Source organism: Streptomyces sp. NPDC001933 (assembly GCF_042890955.1).
Classification (GTDB): Bacteria; Actinomycetota; Actinomycetes; order Streptomycetales; family Streptomycetaceae; genus Streptomyces.
Genome location: NZ_JBIASS010000014.1, coordinates 159,158 through 178,693, shown reverse-complemented (window position 1 = coordinate 178,693; position 19,536 = coordinate 159,158). Strand labels below are relative to the sequence as shown.

Sequence of the window (19,536 nt, the reverse complement as noted above, 5' to 3'; positions counted from 1 at the left end):
AGAGGGCTGTGAAAATACACGCAGGAAGAAATGACCAAGAACCGGCACGGGGTCGGACAGGTCAGGCGCGTGCACGTGCATCTGCCCTTGCATCTGCCCAACGCATTGGGAACCATGGGGCTCGCGCACCTGCGTGCTCGTTCGTGTTGTGCCGCTGTACCCCCGCAGTACTGATACAGCCGCGAATCCCGGGAGTGCCTCGCATGGGGACGAATGGATCGACGATGCTCGAGCCGTTACGGCAGGGGCTTCCCCCCATCGATCCCTCAGCCGTCTCCGGATCGGCCACCTGCACACTGCCCGCCCGCTACGAAGCCGTCGGCGGGGCAAGGCGGTTCACCCGGACGACGCTGAACGGATGGGGACTGGCCGAGCGTTTCGACGATGTCGCGCTGGTGGTCTCCGAACTCGTCACCAACGCCCTGCGCCACGCCCTGCCCTCGGACAGCTCCGCACTGGAGCCCCAGGACCCGCCGGTACGGCTGCACTTGATGCGCTGGAGCTCGCGACTGGTGTGCGCGGTGCGCGATCCCAGCCGGGAGAGCCCGGTCGCCTCCGAGGCACCGGACTGCGCGGAATCCGGCCGCGGCCTCTTCCTCGTGGAGTCCTTCAGCGACTCATGGGGCTGGCACCCCGCACCGGAGACGGAGAGCCCGCACACCCCGGCGGCATCGCGCGGCAAGGTGGTCTGGGCGCTGTTCCGGCTGTCCGACGGCATGTGACCCGCCCGGCCGCGGCGAGCGGCCGGGGGTCCCGGCCGGACACCGGCCTGCGGGAAGTGGTCTGCCGCCTGCCGTGAGGTGGCCGGTCGCCTGCTGCGAGGCGGTCAGCCACCCGCTGTGAAGTGGTCGGCCACCGTCCGTGAAGTGGTCACCCACCCGCTGCGAGGCGGTCAGCCGCCCGCTATGAGGTGGTCGAACTCCCCGTCCTTCACCCCGAGCAGCAGTGCCTCTATCTCGGCCGGCGTATAGACCAGCGCCGGCCCGTCGGGGTGGCGCGAATTCCGCATCGCCACATCTCCGTCGGGCAGTTTCGCGAACTCCACGCAGGAACCCTGGGAGTTGCTGTGTCTGCTCTTCTGCCAGACGACTCCGCGAAGCTCTGTGGCCGCCATGCCGTTGTACACGTGGTGCACAGGACGCTCCCCGAGTTGCAAGGTGCAAGTGTCAACTGTCTCGGATCATAGCTCTGTTCAAATATTGCTGCATGCGCAGATGCATGTGCCGATGCACGTGCACGCGGGGTGTTCTCGCGATTACAGCTTTAGTCCGATCCATACTCCGTATGGACAGACGCACGGAACGCCGTTTCGGCTGCGTCTACCCCCGGTCGAGCTCTCCATCCCGGCAGAACGCGCTGCTAACTTGGCTCGGTCTTTCGTCAACAAGGGGGAATTACAGATGCACGGAGTCGTACGGACCGGCGCGGCGATCGCCGCCGGAATCCTCTGCACCGCGGCACTGACCAGCTGCAGCAGCGACAGCGGGAAGAGCGACGAACGGGGCGGCTCCACCGCTTCGGACCGGCCCGGCCGCCAGGCCGATGACAACAGCGGGTCCGGGACCGACGCCGCTGCGCTGGAAGGCGGTTGGGCCGGAAAGACCGACGGCAAGGCGGTCGTCCTGTCGGTGGCGTCGGGGAAGGCCGCGCTCGTCACCGAACAGCATGCCTGCACGGGCACCGTGCAGGGCGCGGGCAAGGTGACACTCACGCTGAAGTGCGTCGACGGCGGCGAAGACCGCACCTCGGGGTCCGTCGACTCCAACGACGGCAAGACCGTCGTGGTCTCCTGGGACAGCGGGGTCAAGGACACCCTGGCCAAGACCGACCCGGGTGCCCTGCCGTCCGGTCTGCCGGACCTGGCCGACCTGCCGACCACGGCCCCCTGACGGCCGCCGCCCGGCCTCAATCCGCCTTGCCTCCGGGCGATTTCGGCTTCGCCCCGGACCCGGACCTGCCGTCCAGCCCCCGGGAGAACTCCTCCAGGGCTTCGAGGAGCAGGTGGGCCCCTTCCCGTACGAAGGGGTCCGCCTCGCCCTCGTCCGTGCGCTGCCGCGCGTCCCACTCCGCCAGCGCCTCGCGCACCTCGGTCCAGTCCGGCACCCGCCGCTCCCGCACCGCCTTCGCCCCCTGCTCGGTGGCCCGGCGCAGCGCCTCGGCCAGGTGCGCCGCGTCCGGTACGGGGGTGGCTCCGCCACCCGGGAGGTGGGCCTCCAGCAGCATCGCGGCCCGGCCCAGCTGGGCGAGCGCGTGCTGGGTGTCGTCGGCGGCGGAGCGCGAGAGGCCGCGGTTGCGCACCGGTTCGTGCTGGGCGGTGGCCAGCGCCTCCTGCCAGGCGACCCGGGCCTCACGGGTGTCGAGCAGCGCGGAACGCACGTCGTCGTGGCCGCGCTCGGCCGGTTCGGCGTACTGGTCGACGACCGAGGCCGCGTACCGCCCGTCCGCCTTCAGCCAGTCGCCGAGCCTGCCGCGGAGCCGCGGGGTCTCCCAGGCCGGGTAGAGGGCGTACGAGATCATCGCGAGGAGGCCGCCCGCGAGGGTGAGGACGACGCGTTCGAGCACGGTCTGCGACCAGCTGTCGCCCGCCATGCCGAGCAGGAAGACGACGTACGCCGAGACGCAGGCCTGGCCGACCACGTACCCCGTGCCCATCAGCAGGTACATCAGCAGGGCGCAGAGCACGGAGAGCACCGCGGCCGTGGTCACCCCTGGGTGGGCGGTCTGCACGATCGCGGTGGCGAGCGAGACGCCGACGATCGTGCCGCCGAACCGGGCCACGGACCGCGCGTATGTCTGGGAGAACTCCGGCCGCATGACCATGACGGCGGCCATCGGCGCCCAGTAGCCGTGGCCGAACGGCAGCACGGTGCCGATCAGATAGCCGCCGGCCGCGACGACGGAGACCCGGACGGCGTGCCGCAGGATCGGTGAACCCGGGCGCAGCTCCGCGCGCATCGCCGCCAGGACGACGGGGACCAGCCGGAGCAGGGTGGGGCGGCGGCGGTGCGGGGCGGCGGGAGTCCCGTCCGAAGCGGTCTTGGCGGCGGGGGTCCCGCGCGAGGTGGTCCTGACGGCCTCGGCGGCGGGGGTCCCGTTCGCGGGTGCCTTGATGGCCTCGGCGGCCGCCTCGGCCTTGGCTTCCTGCTCCTTCGTGCCCTCGCCCTCAGCCGTCTCGATGACGTCGGAGAGCAGTGCGCCGAGCCGGTCGGCGGCGCGGAGCGGTGGGCCGGTGAGGAGCGTTCCGGTGTCCGGGGTCTTCAGCGCGGCGACGGCGGACGGGGCGAGCTCGACCGGGTCGCCGTGGCGGATCGCGCGGGCCGCCGAGTCGAGCACCGATCCGGCGGCGGCGAGCAGCTCGCGGACGCGCTCCCGTTCCGGCCCCTCGGACGGCACCCCCAGGGACGGGTCGGCGAGCGAGGCGAGCACCGGCCTGATCCGTTCGGCGATCCTTCGGGAGCCCCGCAGCTCGGGCGGCCGGCGGCGGGCCTGGCGCGGGGTGACCGCGGCCGCGCTGCGGGCCGTCATCAGCGGCACCGGGTCGAACGGGGCGCGCGGGTCGTGGCGCAGCCGGCGGGCGTAGTCGGCCTCGGCGGCCAGCGCGTCGGCGAGGGCGTCGCGCTGGGCGCCCCATCTGCGTACCGGGAACAGCACGATCAGCGCCGCCTGCACGATCCCGCCGAACAGGATCATCACGGCGTGCACGGCCGAGTCGGCGACGGAGGTGGGCAGGGTGACCGTGACCAGCATGATCGCCACGTTCGACGCCGCGATGATGCCGGCGGTCGGGCCCGCCGCCCAGGCCAGGCCCGCGACGAAGGTCCAGAGCACCAGCAGGGCGAGGAACAGCACGAGCCGGGAGCCGGTGAGATAGCCGAGGAACGTCGACACGGCGAGGCTCGCCCCGGAGACCAGGGCGAGGACGGGCCGGGGGCGCCAGCTGCGCTGGAAGGTGGCGATGGCCGCCTGGAACGCGCCGAACGCGGAGCTCGCGGCGACCACCGGCCCGAAGAACGCGAGGCTGATCCCGATGACGAGGGCGAGACCGGCCGCGCCCCGGATCGCGATGAGCGGTTCGAGACGCCGCCGCTCGATCGAAAGCCCCGAGCGGGCGGTCTCCTTCAGCGCCCGGAGCCAGCTCATGCCCAGAGCCTAACCGGAATTACCGTTTAGCCCGAGTTGCCCAGAAATCGGATCGTGTGGGCGGTTCCTGCCTCCGCCCGCGTCCGCCGGGGCGGCACTGCCTGCCCTCTGCCAACGTTCGTCGGGGCGGCGCCGCCTACCGCCTCCCGCGTCCGCCACGGAGCTCCGGGCCGTTCCCGCCCATCCGTGCCCGGTCCGCCGCGGCCGTGCCATGGGTCCATCCGTCCAGGTCGGTGGCGCCCCGGACCCGGGTGGTCGTGGTCTCGGGGAACATCCGCTCGGCGGTGTCCGTGACGGCCATGTCGCGGGCGGCGAGGACCGGGAGGAGATCCGGGTCGCCGGCCTCCGCCGGCCCGGCCCCGGCCCCGGCCTCGGCGGCGGCGGTGACCCGGGCGGTGTCGGCGGCGAGCCTGCTGCCCAGCCGCTGGGCGTACGCCATCAGGAAGGACTGCCGGAACGTCTTGGTCCGCTTGCGCCCCCCGGCCCGCTGGCCCGCCTCCGCCTTCGTCATCGCCACCGTGCCCTGGACCAGCAGGGAGGTGTACAGCAGTTCCACGGCGTCCAGGTCCGGTTCGAAGCCGACCACCGTGGAGAAGCCGAGGTCGCTGTTCCACACCGCACGGCAGCGGTTCGCGGCGGCGACCGCGTCGAGCAGGATCGCCTTCGCCGTCTCGTACGGCGCGTCGACCCCGATCCGGCACGCCCCCGGCGCCTCCTTGCTGTGCGTACGGGCGGCGAGCAGGGCCTCGTCGATGGAGTGGCGGGCCATCAGCTCCTGCGCCTTGGTGGTGAGGGCCTCCGCCTCCTCGGGGAAGCCGGTCGCCTCCGCCTTGGCGAGCAGGGCGCGGATCCGGGTCAGCATCCGGGGTTCGTCGTGCGCCGGCGGCAGGTGGAGCCCGTGCGGGGCGGCGCCGGGCGGGGGCCCGACCGGTTCGATCGTGGGGAGCCGGAGCAGCAGCCGGTACAGGCCGAGGACGGCGGACGCGTAGGAGAAGCGGTCCGGACGGTTACGGGGCGGGGCGCCCGGGAGCCCGTCGAGCTGGGCACGCCAGCGCGGCGGCAGCCGCTCGTACCGCGCGGTCTCCGAGACGATCAGCCCGGCGGCGAGGCAGGCCGCCGTCTCGTCGAGGTCGCGGCGGACCAGACGTACGACATCGGCGGGCTGCCAGCCGCGCTCCCAGGCCCGGCGGACGAACTCCTCGCCGCGCCGGAACAGTTCCGCGTCGGCCGTCGGATCGGCGGCGAGGAGGGAGGCGCCGGCGTCGAGACCGGCGTCGCCGTCCGAGTAGAGGGCTGCCGCGAATGCCTGGTCGGTCACCGGTTCCATGAGGTCAGGGTAGGCAGGACGGTGCGGCGGGGTATGGCTGGCCCTACCCCTCGGACGGGCTCTGGTGGTCGTGATCGAGGGGTGCGGAAACGGTTCGATCGGCGTATGACTTCCTCCCGAGCAACCGCCGCCCCCGCGAGGGCGGGTGCGAGCGCCGCCGACGCCGTACGGCTCCGCTCCGTGCGCCGCGCCTACGGTGAGGTCGACGCCCTCGGCTCCATCGACCTCACCGTCCGCACCGGCACCTTCACCGCCGTCATGGGCCCGTCCGGTTCCGGCAAGTCCACGCTGCTGCACTGCGCGGCCGGGCTCGACCGGCCGACGTCCGGCACCGTCGAGGTGGGCGGGGTGGAGCTGACCGGGCTGAGCGAGCGCCGGCTGACGCTGCTGCGCCGGGACCGGATCGGCTTCGTCTTCCAGGCGTTCAACCTGATCCCCTCGCTGACCGCCGCCCAGAACGTCGCGCTGCCGCTGCGGCTCGCGGGCCGCCGCCCGTCCCGTACCGAGGTGCGGGACGCCCTGGCCCGGGTCGGTCTCGCGGACCGGGCGGGGCACCGGCCCGCCGAGCTGTCCGGCGGCCAGCAGCAGCGGGTGGCCCTGGCACGGGCCCTGATCACCCGGCCCGCGGTGCTCTTCGGCGACGAGCCGACCGGCGCGCTGGACACCGCGACGAGCCAGGAGGTGATGGGGATGCTGCGGGAGCTGGTGGACCTGGCGGGGCAGACGATCGTGATGGTCACCCATGACCCGGTGGCCGCGGCGTACGCGGACCGGGTGGTCTTCCTGGTCGACGGGCGGGTGGCGGACGATCTGACCGGACTCGACGCCGGGCGGATCGCGGCCCGGATGGCGGCGGGGCGCCGCTCCGCCGGTGGACGGGCCGTCCCGGCTCACGTCCGGGAGGCGTCGTGCTGACCGTCGCCCTGGCCTCCCTGCGCACCCGCTGGACCGTGCTGACCGGCACCTTCGTCGCGCTCGCGCTGGGCGTGGGGCTGATCGCGGCCATGGGTCTCGGCCTCGCCTCGACCTTCGGTGCCCCGGACCGGGCACCGCAGCGCTTCGCCTCGTCGCCGGTGGTGGTGATGGGCGACGACACCCTGACCGTGCCGGTGCGGCGCGGACCGTCCACAGGCAGCGCGAGCCGGAAGCTCGCCCATCCACACCCTGTGGATATCGAACTCCTGCGCGAGCTCCGGGCGCTCGGCCCGGTGACCCGTGACGACGGGAAGGACGCCGTACGCGCCCGGCACGAACCCGACGCCGTGGGGGTGGACGCGCCCGTCGCCGAGGTGCGCCGGGTGGTCGGCGACCGCGCACAGGTCCTCACCGGGGACGACCGCCGCCGGGCCGACCCGGCCACCGAGCGGGACGCCGAGGGGCTGCTGACCGCGAACGTGCTGCTCGGCACCGCGGGCGGCCTCACCGCCTTCGTCTCGGTCTTCGTCGTCGCGTCGACGTTCGCCTTCGCGGTGGCGCTGCGCCGGCGCGAGTTCGGGCTGCTGCGCACGGCGGGCGCCACGCCGGGCCAGCTGCGGCGGCTGCTGCTGACGGAGGCCGCCGTGGTCGGCACCCTGGCCTCCGCCGCCGGGTGCGTGCTGGGCGGTCTGGGCGCGCCGCTGCTCGCCGGGCTGCTCGTCGACGAGGGGATGGCGCCGCCCTGGTTCGTCATCCGTCCGGCCGCCTGGCCGCTGCACGCCGCCTTCTGGACCGGGCAGGCGGTGTCCCTCGCCGGGGTCTGGGCCGCCTCGCGGCGGGCGGGCCGGACCGGCCCCGCCGAGGCGCTGCGCGAGGCCGATGTCGATACGGGGGTGCTCCCGCCGGTCCGCCGGCTGCTGGGCTTCGCCCTGCTCGCGGGCGCCGCGTTCCTGATGGCGCGGACCCTCGCCACCGACCCGTCCGCGCTGCTGAAGCGGAAGACGTACATCACGCAGCCGATGGTCCTGATCACGGCCGTCGCCCTGCTCTCGCCGCTGCTCGTACGCCCGCTGTCCCGGCTGGTCCGGCTGCCGGGGGCGATCGGGATGCTGGTGACCGCGAACACCTCGGCGGCGCTGCGGCGTACGGCGGCGGTGGCCGCTCCGGTCCTGATCACCGTGGCGCTGGCGGGTGCGGTGGCCGGTTCCGCGATGACGGGTCCGGCGGCGAAGGCAGCGGAGGCTCGCGAGCACACCAGGGCCGATCTGGTCGTGACGGGCGAGGAGTTGAGGCCCCGTCCGGTGCCCGGTGCCACGCTGTCCGCCTCCGCCCCGACCGCCGTCTACGTGCGCGAGGAGGGCACCGCCCTCGTCGCCTCCGGGGCCCGCGCGGTGGACGACGCGAGGGCGCTGGCCCGGGTCGGGCGGCTGCCGGTGGTGGCGGGCGACATCGCGGACCTGGACGACGGCTCGATCGTGGTGAACGAGGAGTGGGCCCAGCACACGGTGGGCTCGACGGTACGGGTGTGGCTCGGCGACGGGCGTCCCGCCTCCTTGCGGATCGCGGCGGTGCTGTCCCTCGGCACGGGGAACAACGGCGCCTATGTGACCAGGGCGAACGCCCCGGCGGCGGCCGTGGACCGGATCGAGGTACGTCTCTCGCCGGGCGCCGACCGGGCTCTCGTCGAGGCCCGGTTGCGCGGGACCGGCGGCACGGTGCGGTCCACGGAGCAGTGGCTGGAGACGACGTACCCGAGCGCCGGTCCGCAGACCCGGACCGGTCTGGTCGTGATCCTGGGGATCGCGCTGGTCTACACCCTGATCGCGCTGGCCAACACCATGCTGATGGCGGGGTCCGTACGGTCCTCGGAGCTGGACGCGCTCCGGCTGGCCGGCGCCACCCGGCCGCGGGTCCTCGCGGTGGTGGCCGGGGAAACCCTGTTCGCGGTCGGGCTCGGGGCGCTGCTCGGCCTGGCCGTGGCCGGGGTGCATCTGGCGGGCCTGGCCGCCGCGCTGGCCTCGGTGTCGGCGCCGGTCGTGGTGTCGGTGCCGTGGGCGCTGATGGGCGGGGCGGCGGGGGCGTGCGCGCTGGTCGCGGTGGGGGCGGCGCTGCTGCCGGGGGCGGTGCGGCGCCGCTCACCGAGGACGGGCTGAGGCGGTGGGGCGGTCACGGTGGGGGCGGTGCGGCGCCGCTCACCGGGGACGGGCCGAGGCGCAGTGCGCTCGTGCTGTCCGGCCGCCCCCACCGGGCCCGGCCGGACACCGCGCTTAGTCCATCCAGCCCCACCCGTTGACGATGTATCCGCTTTCATCCTTTCGTCATGATTTCGCATGCTTTTATCTCGCCATGAAAGCGACCGATGGAGGCGATCGGATGATGACCGGAGACCGACGGCAAAGCCTGGACCCACGGGCCATCACGTCACGGCGGCGCCTGCTGGCAGCCGCCGCGCTCGCGCCGGTACTGACCGCGGCGAGCCCCGGCGTGGCCCGCGCCCTGCCCGCCGGAATGACCGGGCCGGGGCACGGAAGGCGGATCAGGCCGGTACGGACCACCCTGGACGACTGGGCGGACGTGGCGAAGGCCCTGGGCCGGGGCGGCAACATGCTGCGCGACACGACGTACCACACGGGCTTCCCCCGGCGGGATCTCCTGGTGGTCTCCGACGGCGTCGTCGTCACACCGGGTCTGGCACTGGGCACCCACGTGGCCTTCGTCCGCTACGCCGACGGCTCCACGATGGTCATGGGCGACGTGGTGGTCACCGAGGACGAGCTCCAGCACGTGACCGACGCGTGGCAGGCGAACGGGATCGAGCAGACCGCGCTCCACAAGCACCTGCTCGCCCAGACCCCCGACCTCTGGTGGACCCATGTCCACGGACACGGCCACGACGCGGTGGCCCTGGCCCGCGGGCTGCGCGCCGGATTCGACCGGACCGGCACCCCGCCCCCGGAGCGGCCGCAGCCGCCGGCCCCGGTCGACCTGGACACCGCCGGGATGGAGGCGGCGCTGGGCGCCAAGGGGTCCACCGAGGACGGGCTCTACAAGGTCCTCTTCGTCCGCCGCGAGACCATCGCGGACGGCCATCTGATCCTGCCGCCCGGCCTGGGGTCGACCAGCGCGTTCAACTTCCAGCCGCTGGGCGGCGGCCGGGCCGCGCTCAGCGGCGACTGCGCCATGCGCGCCGACGAGGTCCCGCACGTACTGAAGGCGCTGCGGCGCGGCGGGATCAAGCTCGTCGAACTGCACAACCACCATCTGTCGGAGGACCCCCGCCTGTTCTTCATCCACTTCTGGGCGGTGGGCGACGGTGTCGCGCTCGCCCGCGCGCTGCGCCCCGCGGTGGACGCCACCGACGTCGTGCCGGGCGGCTGACCCCGGCCGCGGACCCACCGGCCACCGCCCCTTCCGCCGGTCGCCGGACCGGATTGCGCCGGTCCAGCGACCGGCGCAATCCGATCCGCTCTTCATATGGACCAATCGGGCCGGAGCGGCGCGTGGCCCGGCGGACGACCGGGCACCCATGTCCCGTCCAAGCCCGCGATCGCGTGGACCACCCGTCAGATCCCCGTCTGGAGCTCCGCATGGAACCAGTAGCCGGCGCACGGCACTGCCCGTTCGACTACGCCGAGGCCCTCGAATTCGACCCGGTGCTCAGGCACTTGATGACCGAAGAGCCCGTCTCCCGCATCCGCCTCCCGCACGGCGACGGCGATGCGTGGCTCGTCACCGGCTACGACGACGTGCGTACGGTGACCACCGACCGGCGCTTCAGCCGCAGCGCCATCATCGGCCGGAACTTCCCGCGCATGACCCCCGAACCGATCGTCCAGGACGAGGCGATCAACGTCATGGACCCGCCGGGCAGCAGCCGCCTGCGCAGCCTGATCTCCAAGGGCTTCGCCCCCCGCCACCTGGAGCGCATGCGGGTGCGTACGCAGCATGTGGTCGACGAGCTGCTGGACCGCATGGAGGAGCACGGCGCCCCGGCCGACCTGTTCGAGCATCTGGCCGCGCCGCTGCCCCTGACCACCATCTGCGAGGTCCTCGACATCCCGGACGCCGACCAGGCACAACTGCGCGCCCACGCCCGGACCATGATGGACACCACCGTCGACAACAAGGAAGCGGCGATCCGGTCCAAGGCCGAGCTCCGCGCCTACTTCGAGGAGCTGACCGCCGAACGGCGCGCCAACCCGGGCGACGACCTGATCAGCGCGCTGGCCACCGCCCGCGACGGGGACGAGCTCCTCGACGACCAGGAACTGGCCGTCATGGCCATGGTCCTGCTGATCACCGGCCAGGACACCACCACGTACGAGATCGGGAACATCGCCTACACGCTGCTCACCAGGCCCGATGAGCTCGCCGTGGTGCGCGACCGCCCCGAGATGCTCCCGCAGGCCATCGAGGAGCTGCTGCGCTTCATCCCCTTCCGCAAGGGCGTCGGCATCCCCCGGGTCGCCCTGGAGGACGTGGAGCTGAGCGGCGTACGAATCCGGGAAGGGGACATCGTGCACGTCTCCTATCTGACGGCCAACCGCGACGGCCGGAAGTTCGACCGCCCCGACGAGCTGGACCTGGAGCGCCAGGGGCCGTCCCACATGACCTTCGGGTGGGGCGGGCACCACTGCCTCGGTGCCCCGCTCGCGGCCACCGAGCTCCAGATCGCCATCGGGACGCTGCTGAAGCGCTTCCCCGCACTGAAACTGGCGGCTCCGGCCGAGGAGGTGCGCTGGAACAAGACGTCGATCTGGCGCTATCCCCTCGAACTGCCCGTCACCTGGTGAGCAGGCGCCCCGGCAGCCGTCATCGATGATGCTTCGGCCCCCGGCCGTCGGCAACCCGGACGCCTCCGGGGCCCCGGCCGGGGCAGGCCCGGACCGCTCCGGGCCCCGGCCGGGGGCTCCGGCGTACGACCCCCCGCCCACTCTCCACAGGGCCCGCGCCCACTCCTCCGCAGAGCGCGCGCCGCTCTCCACAGGGCCCGCGCCACTCTCCACAGGGCCCGCGCCCACTCCTCCGCAGGGCCCGCGCGGCGCCGTCGGCGTGCGCTCGGCGTGCGGCCCCGGTCCACCTGCCGTAGCGTGTTCCCGACGGCCACCCAAGCCGTGGCGGATCCGCTTCCGCCCACGAACGGCTAGAACGTCAGTCTTCGACGGTCGGCCCGTCCGCGCCCGTTCCAGGGGTACCTGACCCGGCGCCGGAATCCACCCGTGTCCGCATCCGTGCGACGCCGCGCGTGCGGCACCGTGGTGGCCGCCTCCGGCCGGGATGCCCCGGAACCCTTCGGGCCCGGCCGTGTTGGACCATGCCCGCTAGGAGGAGTTCCATGGCGGTTCTCTGCAAGCCGGCCATCGCGGTTCCCGAGTACGTAATCACGAACGAGGAAACCCTTGAGCTGGCGCAACGGTTGCACGGCGACCACCCGCAGATCGACCTGGTCCTTCGTTTGATCGAACACACCGGGGTGCAGAAACGGCATCTGATCCAGCCGATCGACAAGGTGCTGCAGCACCCGGGCTTCGACGCCCGCAGCATCACCTACGAAGAACACACCAAGGCCCGTGTTCCGGCGGTGGTGCGCCAGGCGCTCGACCAGGCCGAACTGGAGCCGCGGCAGATCGACTTGATCGTCTACGTCTCCTGCACCGGCTTCATGATGCCGCCGCCGACCGCGTGGCTCATCGGCGAGCTGGGCTTCCGGCCGGAGACCCGGCAGCTGCCGATCGCCCAGCTCGGCTGCGCCGCAGGCGGCGCTGCGGTCAACCGGGCCCATGACTTCTGCACGGCGTACCCCGACGCCAACGTGCTGATCGTGGCCTGCGAGTTCTGCTCGCTCTGCTACCAGCCCACCGACCTGGGCGTGGGATCGCTGCTGTCCAACGGGCTGTTCGGCGACGGCATAGCCGCCGTCGTGCTCCGCGGCAGCGGGGGCACCGGAGTCCGTCTGGAGCGCAACGGCTCGTTCGTCATCCCGGCCACCGAGGACTGGATCTCCTACGCGGTCCGGTCCACCGGGTTCCACTTCCAGCTCGACAAGCGGGTCCCCGGAACCATGGAGCCCCTCGCACCGGCCCTGGAGGCGGTCGCCGAGGAGCACCAGTGGAACGCGGGCAAGATGGACTTCTACATCATCCACGCGGGCGGCCCGCGCATCCTGGACGACCTGAGTCACTTCCTGGACGTGCCGCCCGAGGCGTTCCGCTTCAGCCGCGCCACGCTCACCGAGTACGGCAACATAGCCAGCGCCGTGGTGCTCGACGCCCTCGGCCGCATGTTCGACGAGGCATCGACCCTCGACGGGCAGCGCGGCCTGATGGCCGGCTTCGGCCCCGGCATCACCGCCGAGATCTCGCTGGGCACCTGGACCAGCGAGTCCGAGTCCTGACGCCCGCCGCTCCCCCGGTCCCGGTGCCGTTCCCGGCGCCCGTGGACCGGGGGACGCGGACCGGAGCCCGTGGGCCGGGGGACGCGGACCGGGGGACACGCACCGCCCGCCCACCGTCCGCTGTCAGTGCCGACTGCCAGAATCGAAGGCATGACCGAACGGTGGGCTCTGGCCATGACGGAGACCGGCGGCGCCCTCCTCGCCCCGCTGGCCCCCACCGGCCTGCCCGCCGCCCCGGTCGTGGCCGAACCCGACCTGGTGGCGGCGGTCCGCTCCCGCCCCGACGTCACCCGCTGGGTGTGGCGGTCCACCGCCGAGATCTACCCGCGGCTGCTCGCGGCCGGCGTCCCCGTGGACCGTTGTTACGACATCGAGGTCGCCGAATCCCTCCTCCTCGCCCATGAGGGCCGGCTCGGCGAACCCCGCTCCGCGGCCGCCGCCCACGCCCGCCTGCACAACGCCCCCGTGCCCCCCGATCCCCCGGCCCGCTCCGCGGAGCCCGGCTCGCAGTCCTCGCTCTTCGAGCCCCGCTCCGGCACGCAGCTCCCCTTCGAGGACCTGCTCCAGGTGTACGCCGACCAGCTCCGCCGGCACGACGCCACCGCGCACCCGGGCCGGATGCGCCTGCTCACGGCCTCCGAGTCGGCCGGCATGCTGGTCGCCGCGGAGATGAACGGATCCGGCCTCCCCTGGCGCGCCGACGTCCACCGCGACGTGCTGGACGAGCTGCTCGGCGAGCGTTACGCGGGCGGCGGCGAGCCCCGCAAGCTGGCCGAGCTGGCCGACGAGGTGTCGGCCGCCTTCGGCAGAAGGGTCCGCCCCGACCTCCCCGCCGATGTGGTCAAGGCGTTCGCGCAGGCCGGGATCAAGGTGAAGTCCACCCGCCGCTGGGAGCTGGAGGAGCTGGACCACCCGGCGGTGGAGCCCCTCATCCAGTACAAGAAGCTGTACCGGATCTGGACGGCGCACGGCTGGAGCTGGCTCCAGGACTGGGTGCGCGACGGCCGCTTCCGCCCCGAGTACCTGCCGGGCGGCACGGTCAGCGGCCGCTGGACGACCAACGGCGGCGGGGCGCTCCAGATCCCCAAGGTGATACGCCGGGCGGTCGTCGCCGACGAGGGCTGGCGCCTGGTCGTCGCGGACGCCGACCAGATGGAGCCCCGGGTGCTCGCCGCGATCTCCCGCGACCCCGGTCTGATGGAGGTGGCCGGCCATGACGGCGACCTGTACACGGCGCTGTCGGACCGGGCGTTCCACGGCGACCGGGACCACGCCAAGCTCGCGCTGCTGAGCGCGGTCTACGGCCAGACCTCGGGCGACGGCCTGAAGAATCTGGCCGCCCTGCGCCGGAGGTTCCCGCTGGCCGTGGCCTATGTCGACGACGCCGCGAAGGCGGGCGAGGAAGGCCGTCTCGTACGGACGTGGCTGGGCCGGACCAGTCCTCCCGCGGCCGGGAGCGGGGCGGACGAGGAAGCCGGCATCCCGCAGGAGAGCCCCGATCCGTCCCCCGCCGACAGCGGCGGGTTCACCCCCGGCTACGCGTCGTCGAACGCCCGCGCCCGGGGCCGCTTCACCCGCAACTTCGTGGTGCAGGGCAGCGCCGCCGACTGGGCGCTGCTGCTCCTGGCCGCCCTGCGCCGGTCGCTCGCCTCGGCCGGTCTCCGGGCGGAGCTGGTCTTCTTCCAGCACGACGAGGTGATCGTGCACTGCCCGCAGGAGGAGGCTCAGACCGTGGTGAAGGCGATCCGGGCGGCCGGTGAGCTGGCCGGGCGGACCGCCTTCGGTGAGACACCGGTGCGTTTCCCTTTCACTACGGCGGTGGTGGAGCGTTATTCGGATGCGAAGTAGAGCCGGTACCGGCGCCGGTACCGGGGCCGGTGCGGGGAGCAGGGCCGGGACCCTCGTCGAACCCGGCCAGCCCGCCGTCGTAGTGCGCCGGACGCAGATGCTGATGCCGGTGCCGGGCATTGAGCAGATGGATGACGAACGCTGCGATCGCGATCATCGCGAGCACGACGACGACGGTGACCAGGGTTTCCATGCGATACCGGCCCCCTTCGATGCGCAGGCCGACACGAGCGGCTCACCGGGAGCCGTACGCATCCAGGCTACTCCGCCACGCGGAGCGTGCCCACGGGGAAGAACCCCCGGGAGCGCGCCCGCGCAGCGGCGTACGCCCACCGTGCCGCGTGTCTATCCGCGTTCCCACAGCGCGGGGACGTTCGGCGGTTCCCAGCCGGCCATCGCCGAGTGCGCCTGCAGACAGCGGTACGCGACCCCGCCGTACGTGACGCGGTCTCCCGCGCTGTAGAGCGTTCCGGCCGCCCAGGTGGAGCCGGGCGGGTCGGTCGGCGGATCCGTGGGCGGGTCGGTCGGGCCCTGGTCGATGTCGAGGACGAAGTCGAACGTCCCCTCCCGCCCCGAGCCGATCTCCCGGACGTTCATCAGGAGCGCCGGGTCGAAGATCGAGTCGGTGTTGTTGCGCGGTTCGTCGGGGAAGTACAGCTGCGTGGTCAGGATGCCCGAGCCGGGTGCCCGGACCTTGACGTGGATGTGGCGCGTGCGCCCCGGGTACAGCCCCGGCACGATCGTGGTCAGGGTGAAGGCCCCCGACCGGTCGGTGAACTGGTGCCCGCGGAAGGCGAATCCGCTCATGTCGTACGCGCCATTGGTGTCGGCCTGCCAGAAGTCCAGCAGTGTTCCGGGGACGGGCTTGCAGCCCCGCCCGAAGACGAAGCCGCTCACGGTCAGCGGCACACCGGGCGTGCTGCCGGTCACCAGGCTGGTGCGGAGCGGGGAGTCGGGCTTGAAGTAGGGCCCCTCGATCTGCTCGTGGGTCGGGCCGTCGCCGTCGTCGCAGTTCGGCGTGGGCACCAGCGGCCGGCCACCGGAACCGGCGTCGCGGGCCAGAGCGACGCCTCCACCCGCGAGAAGCGGGACGGTTCCGGCGACGAGCGCCGCCTTGAGCAGTGTCTTGCGGCTGATCCGGCGGTCGCCGCCGGGGCCTTCGGTCGGTTCTGGGGTCATGGCTGATTCCTCGGGTGGGGGAAGAGCACGTGCATGACACAGAGCGGGGGCGGGAGGTGCGCGCCGCCCGGCCGGGAGGCGTGGAGTTGAGGCCGGGCGGGCGCAGTGTGCGGCGGCGGCCCCGCCGGAGCCGCCGGGGCCACCGGACCGGCCGTGGATCACGGACCCGCCGGGATCACGGAACGGCCGGGGCTGCGCGGGAGGGCCGTCAGACGCGCTGCCAGAGGGCCGGCACGTTCGGCGGCGTCCAGCCGGGCTGCGCCTGGTGCGGCTGGAGGCAGCGGTAGCTGTCGGAGCCGTACGTCACGACGTCGCCCGCCGCGTACGTCGTACCGGCCGCCCAGGTACCGCCCGGCTCGGTCGGCGGGTCGGTGGGCGGGTCGGTCGGGGTGCCGTTGGTGACCAGGGTGAGTCCGTACGCCTGGAGCGCCGGGTTCACCGGCTGGAAGTACGTCGTACCGCCCTGGGAGCAGTTGCCGGAGCCGCCGGAGGTGACGCCCTGCGCCTGGCTGCCCGAGATGAACGAACCGCCGGAGTCACCGGGTTCGGCGCACACATTGGTGCGGGTGACGCCGGAGACGGTCCCCTCCTGGTAGGTGACGCTGGTGTTGCGCTGCTGGACCGTCCCGCAGTGCCAGCCGGTCGTCGAGCCGGAGCGGCAGACCGACGCCCCCTCCAGCGCCTCGGTGGACCCGGTGACCGTCACATCGCCGTTGCCGTAGCCGTTGACCAGGGCGCGCGGCGTCCAGCCGGTGTTGGTGGCGACCCATGAGTAGTCGCGGCCGGGGAAGGTGGAGCCCTGGAAGGAGCCCTGGGCCTGCTGGTTGTACCCGCTGGTGCTGACCCCGGGCGTTCCGCAGTGGCCGGCGCTGATGAAGCCCGACTGGCTGCTGCCGCGCTTGACGGGAAAGCCTATGGAGCAGCGCCCCGAACCGTTCATGTAGTAGGCGTCACCGCCCCGGAGATCGGCGAACGTACGGGGCCGCTCGGCCGACTGACGTACCGTCACCATGCTGCTCGACACTCCCGCATCGGCGAGGAACCGGTCGGCGGCGGAAGTGCGGGCGGCCTGCACGACGACCCGGTTGGTGGCCACATCGACGTACCAGACGGGCACGCCCGCAGGGGCCTTGCGCAGCGCCACCCGGTCCAACGCGGCCTTGGCGGCGTCGAGTTCGGCCTGACTGTGCTCGACGATCACAGGCCGGGCACCGGCCTCGCGGATCCGGGCGGCGTCCCCGGCATCGGTGGTGGCCACGATCAGGGCCACGTCGCCACCGCTCACCCTGGCCCCGGCGAAGTCCGCGCCGAGGGAGTGCCGCAGCCCGGCGGCGACGGCCGCCGCCCGGGTCTCGTGGCCGATCCGGCCGCGCGCCTCGTCGGCGGTCAGTCCGAGGTCGCGCTGCATGGCCTTCAGCAGACCGGGCGGGAGCTGCCCGGTCCACGTGGCGGTGGGGGTGCGGAGCTGGGGGGCCGGATCGGCGGACGCACTGCCGGTCAGACCGGCCAGCGCGAGCGCGCCGACGGCCATGGTGGCGGTACACGCGGCCAGGGCACGTCTGCGGAGCATGGAGCTCTCCACGGAACTCTCCTTGACTTCGGGGGAATTGACGTCAAGGTAGCCGCGTACACGTCATCCCCAGGAGATCCCGTTCGCCCCCTCACTTCGCGTTATGGGGCCCCTGACCAGCGCTTTCGGCCCCGTATCGCCCGCCGCGCCCCCACACCCGGTGTCCGCCCCCGTAGGTTCGCCTCATGCGAATTGGTGAGCTGCTGGGTGCGGGACGGTCCGCCGATGTGTACGCACTCGACGAGAAGTGGGTGCTGCGCCGTTACCGCGACGGCAAGGACGCCACCCATGAGTGGATGGTCATGTCCTACCTGGGCGCGCACGGCTTCCCGGTCCCCCGCCTCGGCCCCCGGAACTCGAAGACGCCCCCCTGCGACCTGATGCTGCAACGCCTGACCGGCCCGACGATGCTGGACTCCATGGTGGCCGGCGAACTGCCGGCGGCCGAGGCGGCAGCCATGCTGGCCGGTCTCCTGGCCGAACTCCACACCGTCCCGGCCCGGCTGTCCCCGGACCCCGAGGACCGGATCCTCCACCTGGACCTGCACCCGGACAACGTGATGCTGACGGACCGGGGTCCGGTGGTGATCGACTGGAGCAACACCGAGGAGGGCGTCCCGGCCGCGGACCGGGCCATGTCGTCCCTGATCCTGGCCCAGGTGGCGGTCGACCCCCGCTCCCCCGCGTCGGCCGACGCCCGCTCCCTGCTGGACGCCCTGCTGCCGCACCTCTCCGCGTCCGGCGGCATCCCCGCCCGTCAGCTGGCCGGGGCCGCCTCGCGACGCGCCGCCGACCCGACGATGAGCCCGCACGAGGTGGACCTCATCGGCGAGGCGACCTCCCTGATCACGGAGCTGACGGCCTGAGAACCGCCCCCGCCGCCCGGCTCACTTCGCGGCGGGCTGGGCCGGCAGCGAATAGACGTGCTGCGGGGCCACGACGCGGGTGATCGCCTCGCCGAAGAGGGTGCTCGGCTCCGAACCCCGGTAGTCGGTGTCCGTGTTGAGGAGCACGACCAGGGTCGCCTTCGCCTCCGGCAGGTAGATGACCAGGGCTTCGTACCCCGGCAGCGAGCCGTTGTGCCCGATCCAGCCATGGGCGTCGAAGATGCCCAGGCCGTAGCCGGTGTCCGGCAGGTTGCTGGGGGCCGTCTTCAGCCGCTCGGCCTGGGTGGCCGGGCTGAGCAGCGTGCCGGTGGCGAGCACCCGGGCCCAGGTCCGCAGGTCCCGCTGGTCGGAGATCGCACCCCCGGCGGCCCATGCCCAGGAGGGGTTCCAGTACGTGGCGTTCTCGGTCCTGCCGGTCGCCGTCTGGTCGGTGTACCCCTGGGCGTGCGGGGCGGGGAACGCCGCGGTCCGGGGCAGGAACGTGTGGTTCATGCCCGCCGGCTCGAAGACGTTCCGTTCGAGGTAGTCCGCCAGCGACCGGCCGCTCGCCTTCTCCACCACGAGCCCCAGCAGAATCGCGTTGGTGTTGGAGTACTCGAACTTCTCACCCGGCTGGAACTGCATGGGGTGCTTGAAGGAGTGGTCCAGCAACTCCTGCGGCGTGAAGTGCCGTTGCGGGTCGCTCGTCAGCGCCTTGAAGAAGCCGGGATCCATGGAGTAGTTGAAGAGTCCGCTGCGCATCCCCGCCAGCTCGCGCAACGTGATCCGGTCCCCGTCGGGAACCCCCTTCACGTACTTCCCGATCGGATCGTCCAGCCCGACCTTGCCCTGGTCGACCAGGGTGAGCAGCGCAGTCACCGTGAACGTCTTGGTCACGCTGCCCACCCGCATGTTGAGACCGGCCGACATGGGCGCCCCCGAACTCTTGTCGGCGACCCCGAAGGCCCGTACGTAGCTCCCCTTTCCCGGAACCCACAGCCCGACCGAGACACCGGGCACCCGCGCATCGCGCATGACCTGCTGGACCGCCTGGTCCAGCTTCTCGGCCACGGCGGGGGTGAGCGGCGGGAATTCCTCGGAGGGCGATGCGGAGGATGCGGACGACGCGGACGAGGCAGACACAGAGGGTGACGGAGTCCCCTCCGGCCAGGCGTTCCCCACCGGCACCGAAACCACCAGCAACCCCGCCGCCATCGCGGCTGCGGCCCCCCTGCGCGGCCGGATGTGCGAGCGCGTCATGGGCCGACTCCCATCGCGAGGGAACAGAACTCCACAA

The 19,536-nt window shown here is 72.9% G+C and carries 16 protein-coding genes; 9 read left to right on the top strand and 7 right to left on the bottom strand.

Going from position 1 to position 19,536, the window contains the following annotated elements:
• The first annotated feature begins 224 nt into the window (after positions 1–224).
• Positions 225–722 carry an ATP-binding protein gene (locus ACFYY7_RS30160; RefSeq protein ID WP_388666453.1) on the top strand — a complete coding sequence of 166 codons (498 nt, stop codon included), beginning with the start codon at positions 225–227 and terminating at the stop codon, positions 720–722.
• A 170-nt stretch (positions 723–892) separates the two neighbouring features.
• Here ACFYY7_RS30160 and ACFYY7_RS30155 read toward each other — a convergent pair whose 3' ends face one another.
• A complete protein-coding gene (locus ACFYY7_RS30155; RefSeq protein ID WP_037690973.1) occupies positions 893–1,135 on the bottom strand; it encodes a DUF397 domain-containing protein in 243 nt (80 codons plus the stop codon).
• 265 nt (positions 1,136–1,400) lie between these two features.
• On the opposite strand from ACFYY7_RS30155, the gene ACFYY7_RS30150 reads away from it, so the two are divergent.
• Complete coding sequence (locus tag ACFYY7_RS30150) at positions 1,401–1,889, top strand: hypothetical protein (RefSeq protein ID WP_388666449.1); 489 nt, start codon at positions 1,401–1,403, stop codon at positions 1,887–1,889.
• Positions 1,890–1,905: 16 nt separating this feature from the next.
• On the opposite strand, the gene ACFYY7_RS30145 is transcribed toward ACFYY7_RS30150, so the two are convergent.
• Positions 1,906–4,140 (bottom strand): FUSC family protein, encoded by a 2,235-nt coding sequence (locus ACFYY7_RS30145; protein ID WP_388666446.1) that lies wholly within the window; start codon positions 4,138–4,140, stop codon positions 1,906–1,908.
• Positions 4,141–4,276: 136 nt separating this feature from the next.
• Complete coding sequence (locus tag ACFYY7_RS30140) at positions 4,277–5,467, bottom strand: DUF2786 domain-containing protein (RefSeq protein ID WP_388666443.1); 1,191 nt, start codon at positions 5,465–5,467, stop codon at positions 4,277–4,279.
• A 105-nt stretch (positions 5,468–5,572) separates the two neighbouring features.
• On the opposite strand from ACFYY7_RS30140, the gene ACFYY7_RS30135 reads away from it, so the two are divergent.
• The 6 genes from ACFYY7_RS30135 to ACFYY7_RS30110 all read left to right on the top strand — a co-directional run bounded on the left by ACFYY7_RS30135 (position 5,573) and on the right by ACFYY7_RS30110 (position 14,624).
• Positions 5,573–6,382, top strand: coding sequence for an ABC transporter ATP-binding protein (locus tag ACFYY7_RS30135; protein ID WP_388666441.1), 810 nt, complete (start codon positions 5,573–5,575; stop codon positions 6,380–6,382).
• Positions 6,376–8,535, top strand: coding sequence for an FtsX-like permease family protein (locus ACFYY7_RS30130; protein WP_388666438.1), 2,160 nt, complete (start codon positions 6,376–6,378; stop codon positions 8,533–8,535). Before ACFYY7_RS30135 ends, ACFYY7_RS30130 begins: the two co-directional genes overlap by 7 nt.
• A 223-nt stretch (positions 8,536–8,758) precedes the next feature.
• A complete protein-coding gene (locus ACFYY7_RS30125) occupies positions 8,759–9,760 on the top strand; it encodes a DUF1259 domain-containing protein (protein ID WP_388666435.1) in 1,002 nt (333 codons plus the stop codon).
• Positions 9,761–9,969: 209 nt separating this feature from the next.
• Complete coding sequence (locus tag ACFYY7_RS30120; RefSeq protein WP_388666432.1) at positions 9,970–11,175, top strand: cytochrome P450; 1,206 nt, start codon at positions 9,970–9,972, stop codon at positions 11,173–11,175.
• Between the two features lie 542 nt (positions 11,176–11,717).
• On the top strand, positions 11,718–12,776 hold the full coding sequence (locus ACFYY7_RS30115) for a type III polyketide synthase (RefSeq protein WP_376305940.1): 1,059 nt from the start codon (positions 11,718–11,720) through the stop codon (positions 12,774–12,776).
• Between the two features lie 150 nt (positions 12,777–12,926).
• Positions 12,927–14,624, top strand: coding sequence for a bifunctional 3'-5' exonuclease/DNA polymerase (locus tag ACFYY7_RS30110; RefSeq protein ID WP_388666429.1), 1,698 nt, complete (start codon positions 12,927–12,929; stop codon positions 14,622–14,624).
• On the opposite strand, the gene ACFYY7_RS30105 is transcribed toward ACFYY7_RS30110, so the two are convergent.
• From ACFYY7_RS30105 to ACFYY7_RS30095, 3 genes are all read right to left on the bottom strand, one after another.
• A complete protein-coding gene (locus tag ACFYY7_RS30105; protein WP_388666426.1) occupies positions 14,587–14,817 on the bottom strand; it encodes a hypothetical protein in 231 nt (76 codons plus the stop codon). The genes ACFYY7_RS30110 and ACFYY7_RS30105 overlap by 38 nt on opposite strands.
• A gap of 152 nt (positions 14,818–14,969) precedes the next feature.
• Entirely contained in the window at positions 14,970–15,803 is an 834-nt protein-coding gene (locus ACFYY7_RS30100) for a carbohydrate-binding protein (protein WP_388666423.1), read from the bottom strand.
• A gap of 208 nt (positions 15,804–16,011) precedes the next feature.
• Positions 16,012–17,373 (bottom strand): alpha-lytic protease prodomain-containing protein, encoded by a 1,362-nt coding sequence (locus ACFYY7_RS30095; RefSeq protein ID WP_388666642.1) that lies wholly within the window; start codon positions 17,371–17,373, stop codon positions 16,012–16,014.
• Between the two features lie 185 nt (positions 17,374–17,558).
• Here ACFYY7_RS30095 and ACFYY7_RS30090 point away from each other — a divergent pair, with 185 nt between their 5' ends.
• Positions 17,559–18,239: a phosphotransferase gene (locus ACFYY7_RS30090; protein WP_388666420.1), complete on the top strand. Its 681-nt coding sequence runs from the start codon at positions 17,559–17,561 to the stop codon at positions 18,237–18,239.
• A 21-nt stretch (positions 18,240–18,260) separates the two neighbouring features.
• On the opposite strand, the gene ACFYY7_RS30085 is transcribed toward ACFYY7_RS30090, so the two are convergent.
• Positions 18,261–19,499, bottom strand: coding sequence for a serine hydrolase domain-containing protein (locus ACFYY7_RS30085; RefSeq protein ID WP_388666417.1), 1,239 nt, complete (start codon positions 19,497–19,499; stop codon positions 18,261–18,263).
• Positions 19,500–19,536 lie beyond the last annotated feature (37 nt).

What these genes read in the sequence shown, in the direction of transcription:
- ACFYY7_RS30090 (WP_388666420.1), top strand. Translation starts at nt 17,559, where the DNA reads ATGCGAATTGGTGAGCTGCTGGGTGCGGGACGGTCCGCCGATGTGTAC.
- ACFYY7_RS30150 (WP_388666449.1), top strand. Translation starts at nt 1,401, where the DNA reads ATGCACGGAGTCGTACGGACCGGCGCGGCGATCGCCGCCGGAATCCTC.
- ACFYY7_RS30140 (WP_388666443.1), bottom strand. Translation starts at nt 5,467, where the DNA reads ATGGAACCGGTGACCGACCAGGCATTCGCGGCAGCCCTCTACTCGGAC.
- ACFYY7_RS30105 (WP_388666426.1), bottom strand. Translation starts at nt 14,817, where the DNA reads ATGGAAACCCTGGTCACCGTCGTCGTCGTGCTCGCGATGATCGCGATC.
- ACFYY7_RS30120 (WP_388666432.1), top strand. Translation starts at nt 9,970, where the DNA reads ATGGAACCAGTAGCCGGCGCACGGCACTGCCCGTTCGACTACGCCGAG.
- ACFYY7_RS30085 (WP_388666417.1), bottom strand. Translation starts at nt 19,499, where the DNA reads ATGACGCGCTCGCACATCCGGCCGCGCAGGGGGGCCGCAGCCGCGATG.
- ACFYY7_RS30145 (WP_388666446.1), bottom strand. Translation starts at nt 4,140, where the DNA reads ATGAGCTGGCTCCGGGCGCTGAAGGAGACCGCCCGCTCGGGGCTTTCG.
- ACFYY7_RS30100 (WP_388666423.1), bottom strand. Translation starts at nt 15,803, where the DNA reads ATGACCCCAGAACCGACCGAAGGCCCCGGCGGCGACCGCCGGATCAGC.
- ACFYY7_RS30135 (WP_388666441.1), top strand. Translation starts at nt 5,573, where the DNA reads ATGACTTCCTCCCGAGCAACCGCCGCCCCCGCGAGGGCGGGTGCGAGC.
- ACFYY7_RS30160 (WP_388666453.1), top strand. Translation starts at nt 225, where the DNA reads ATGCTCGAGCCGTTACGGCAGGGGCTTCCCCCCATCGATCCCTCAGCC.
- ACFYY7_RS30125 (WP_388666435.1), top strand. Translation starts at nt 8,759, where the DNA reads ATGACCGGAGACCGACGGCAAAGCCTGGACCCACGGGCCATCACGTCA.
- ACFYY7_RS30095 (WP_388666642.1), bottom strand. Translation starts at nt 17,373, where the DNA reads ATGCTCCGCAGACGTGCCCTGGCCGCGTGTACCGCCACCATGGCCGTC.
- ACFYY7_RS30110 (WP_388666429.1), top strand. Translation starts at nt 12,927, where the DNA reads ATGACCGAACGGTGGGCTCTGGCCATGACGGAGACCGGCGGCGCCCTC.
- ACFYY7_RS30115 (WP_376305940.1), top strand. Translation starts at nt 11,718, where the DNA reads ATGGCGGTTCTCTGCAAGCCGGCCATCGCGGTTCCCGAGTACGTAATC.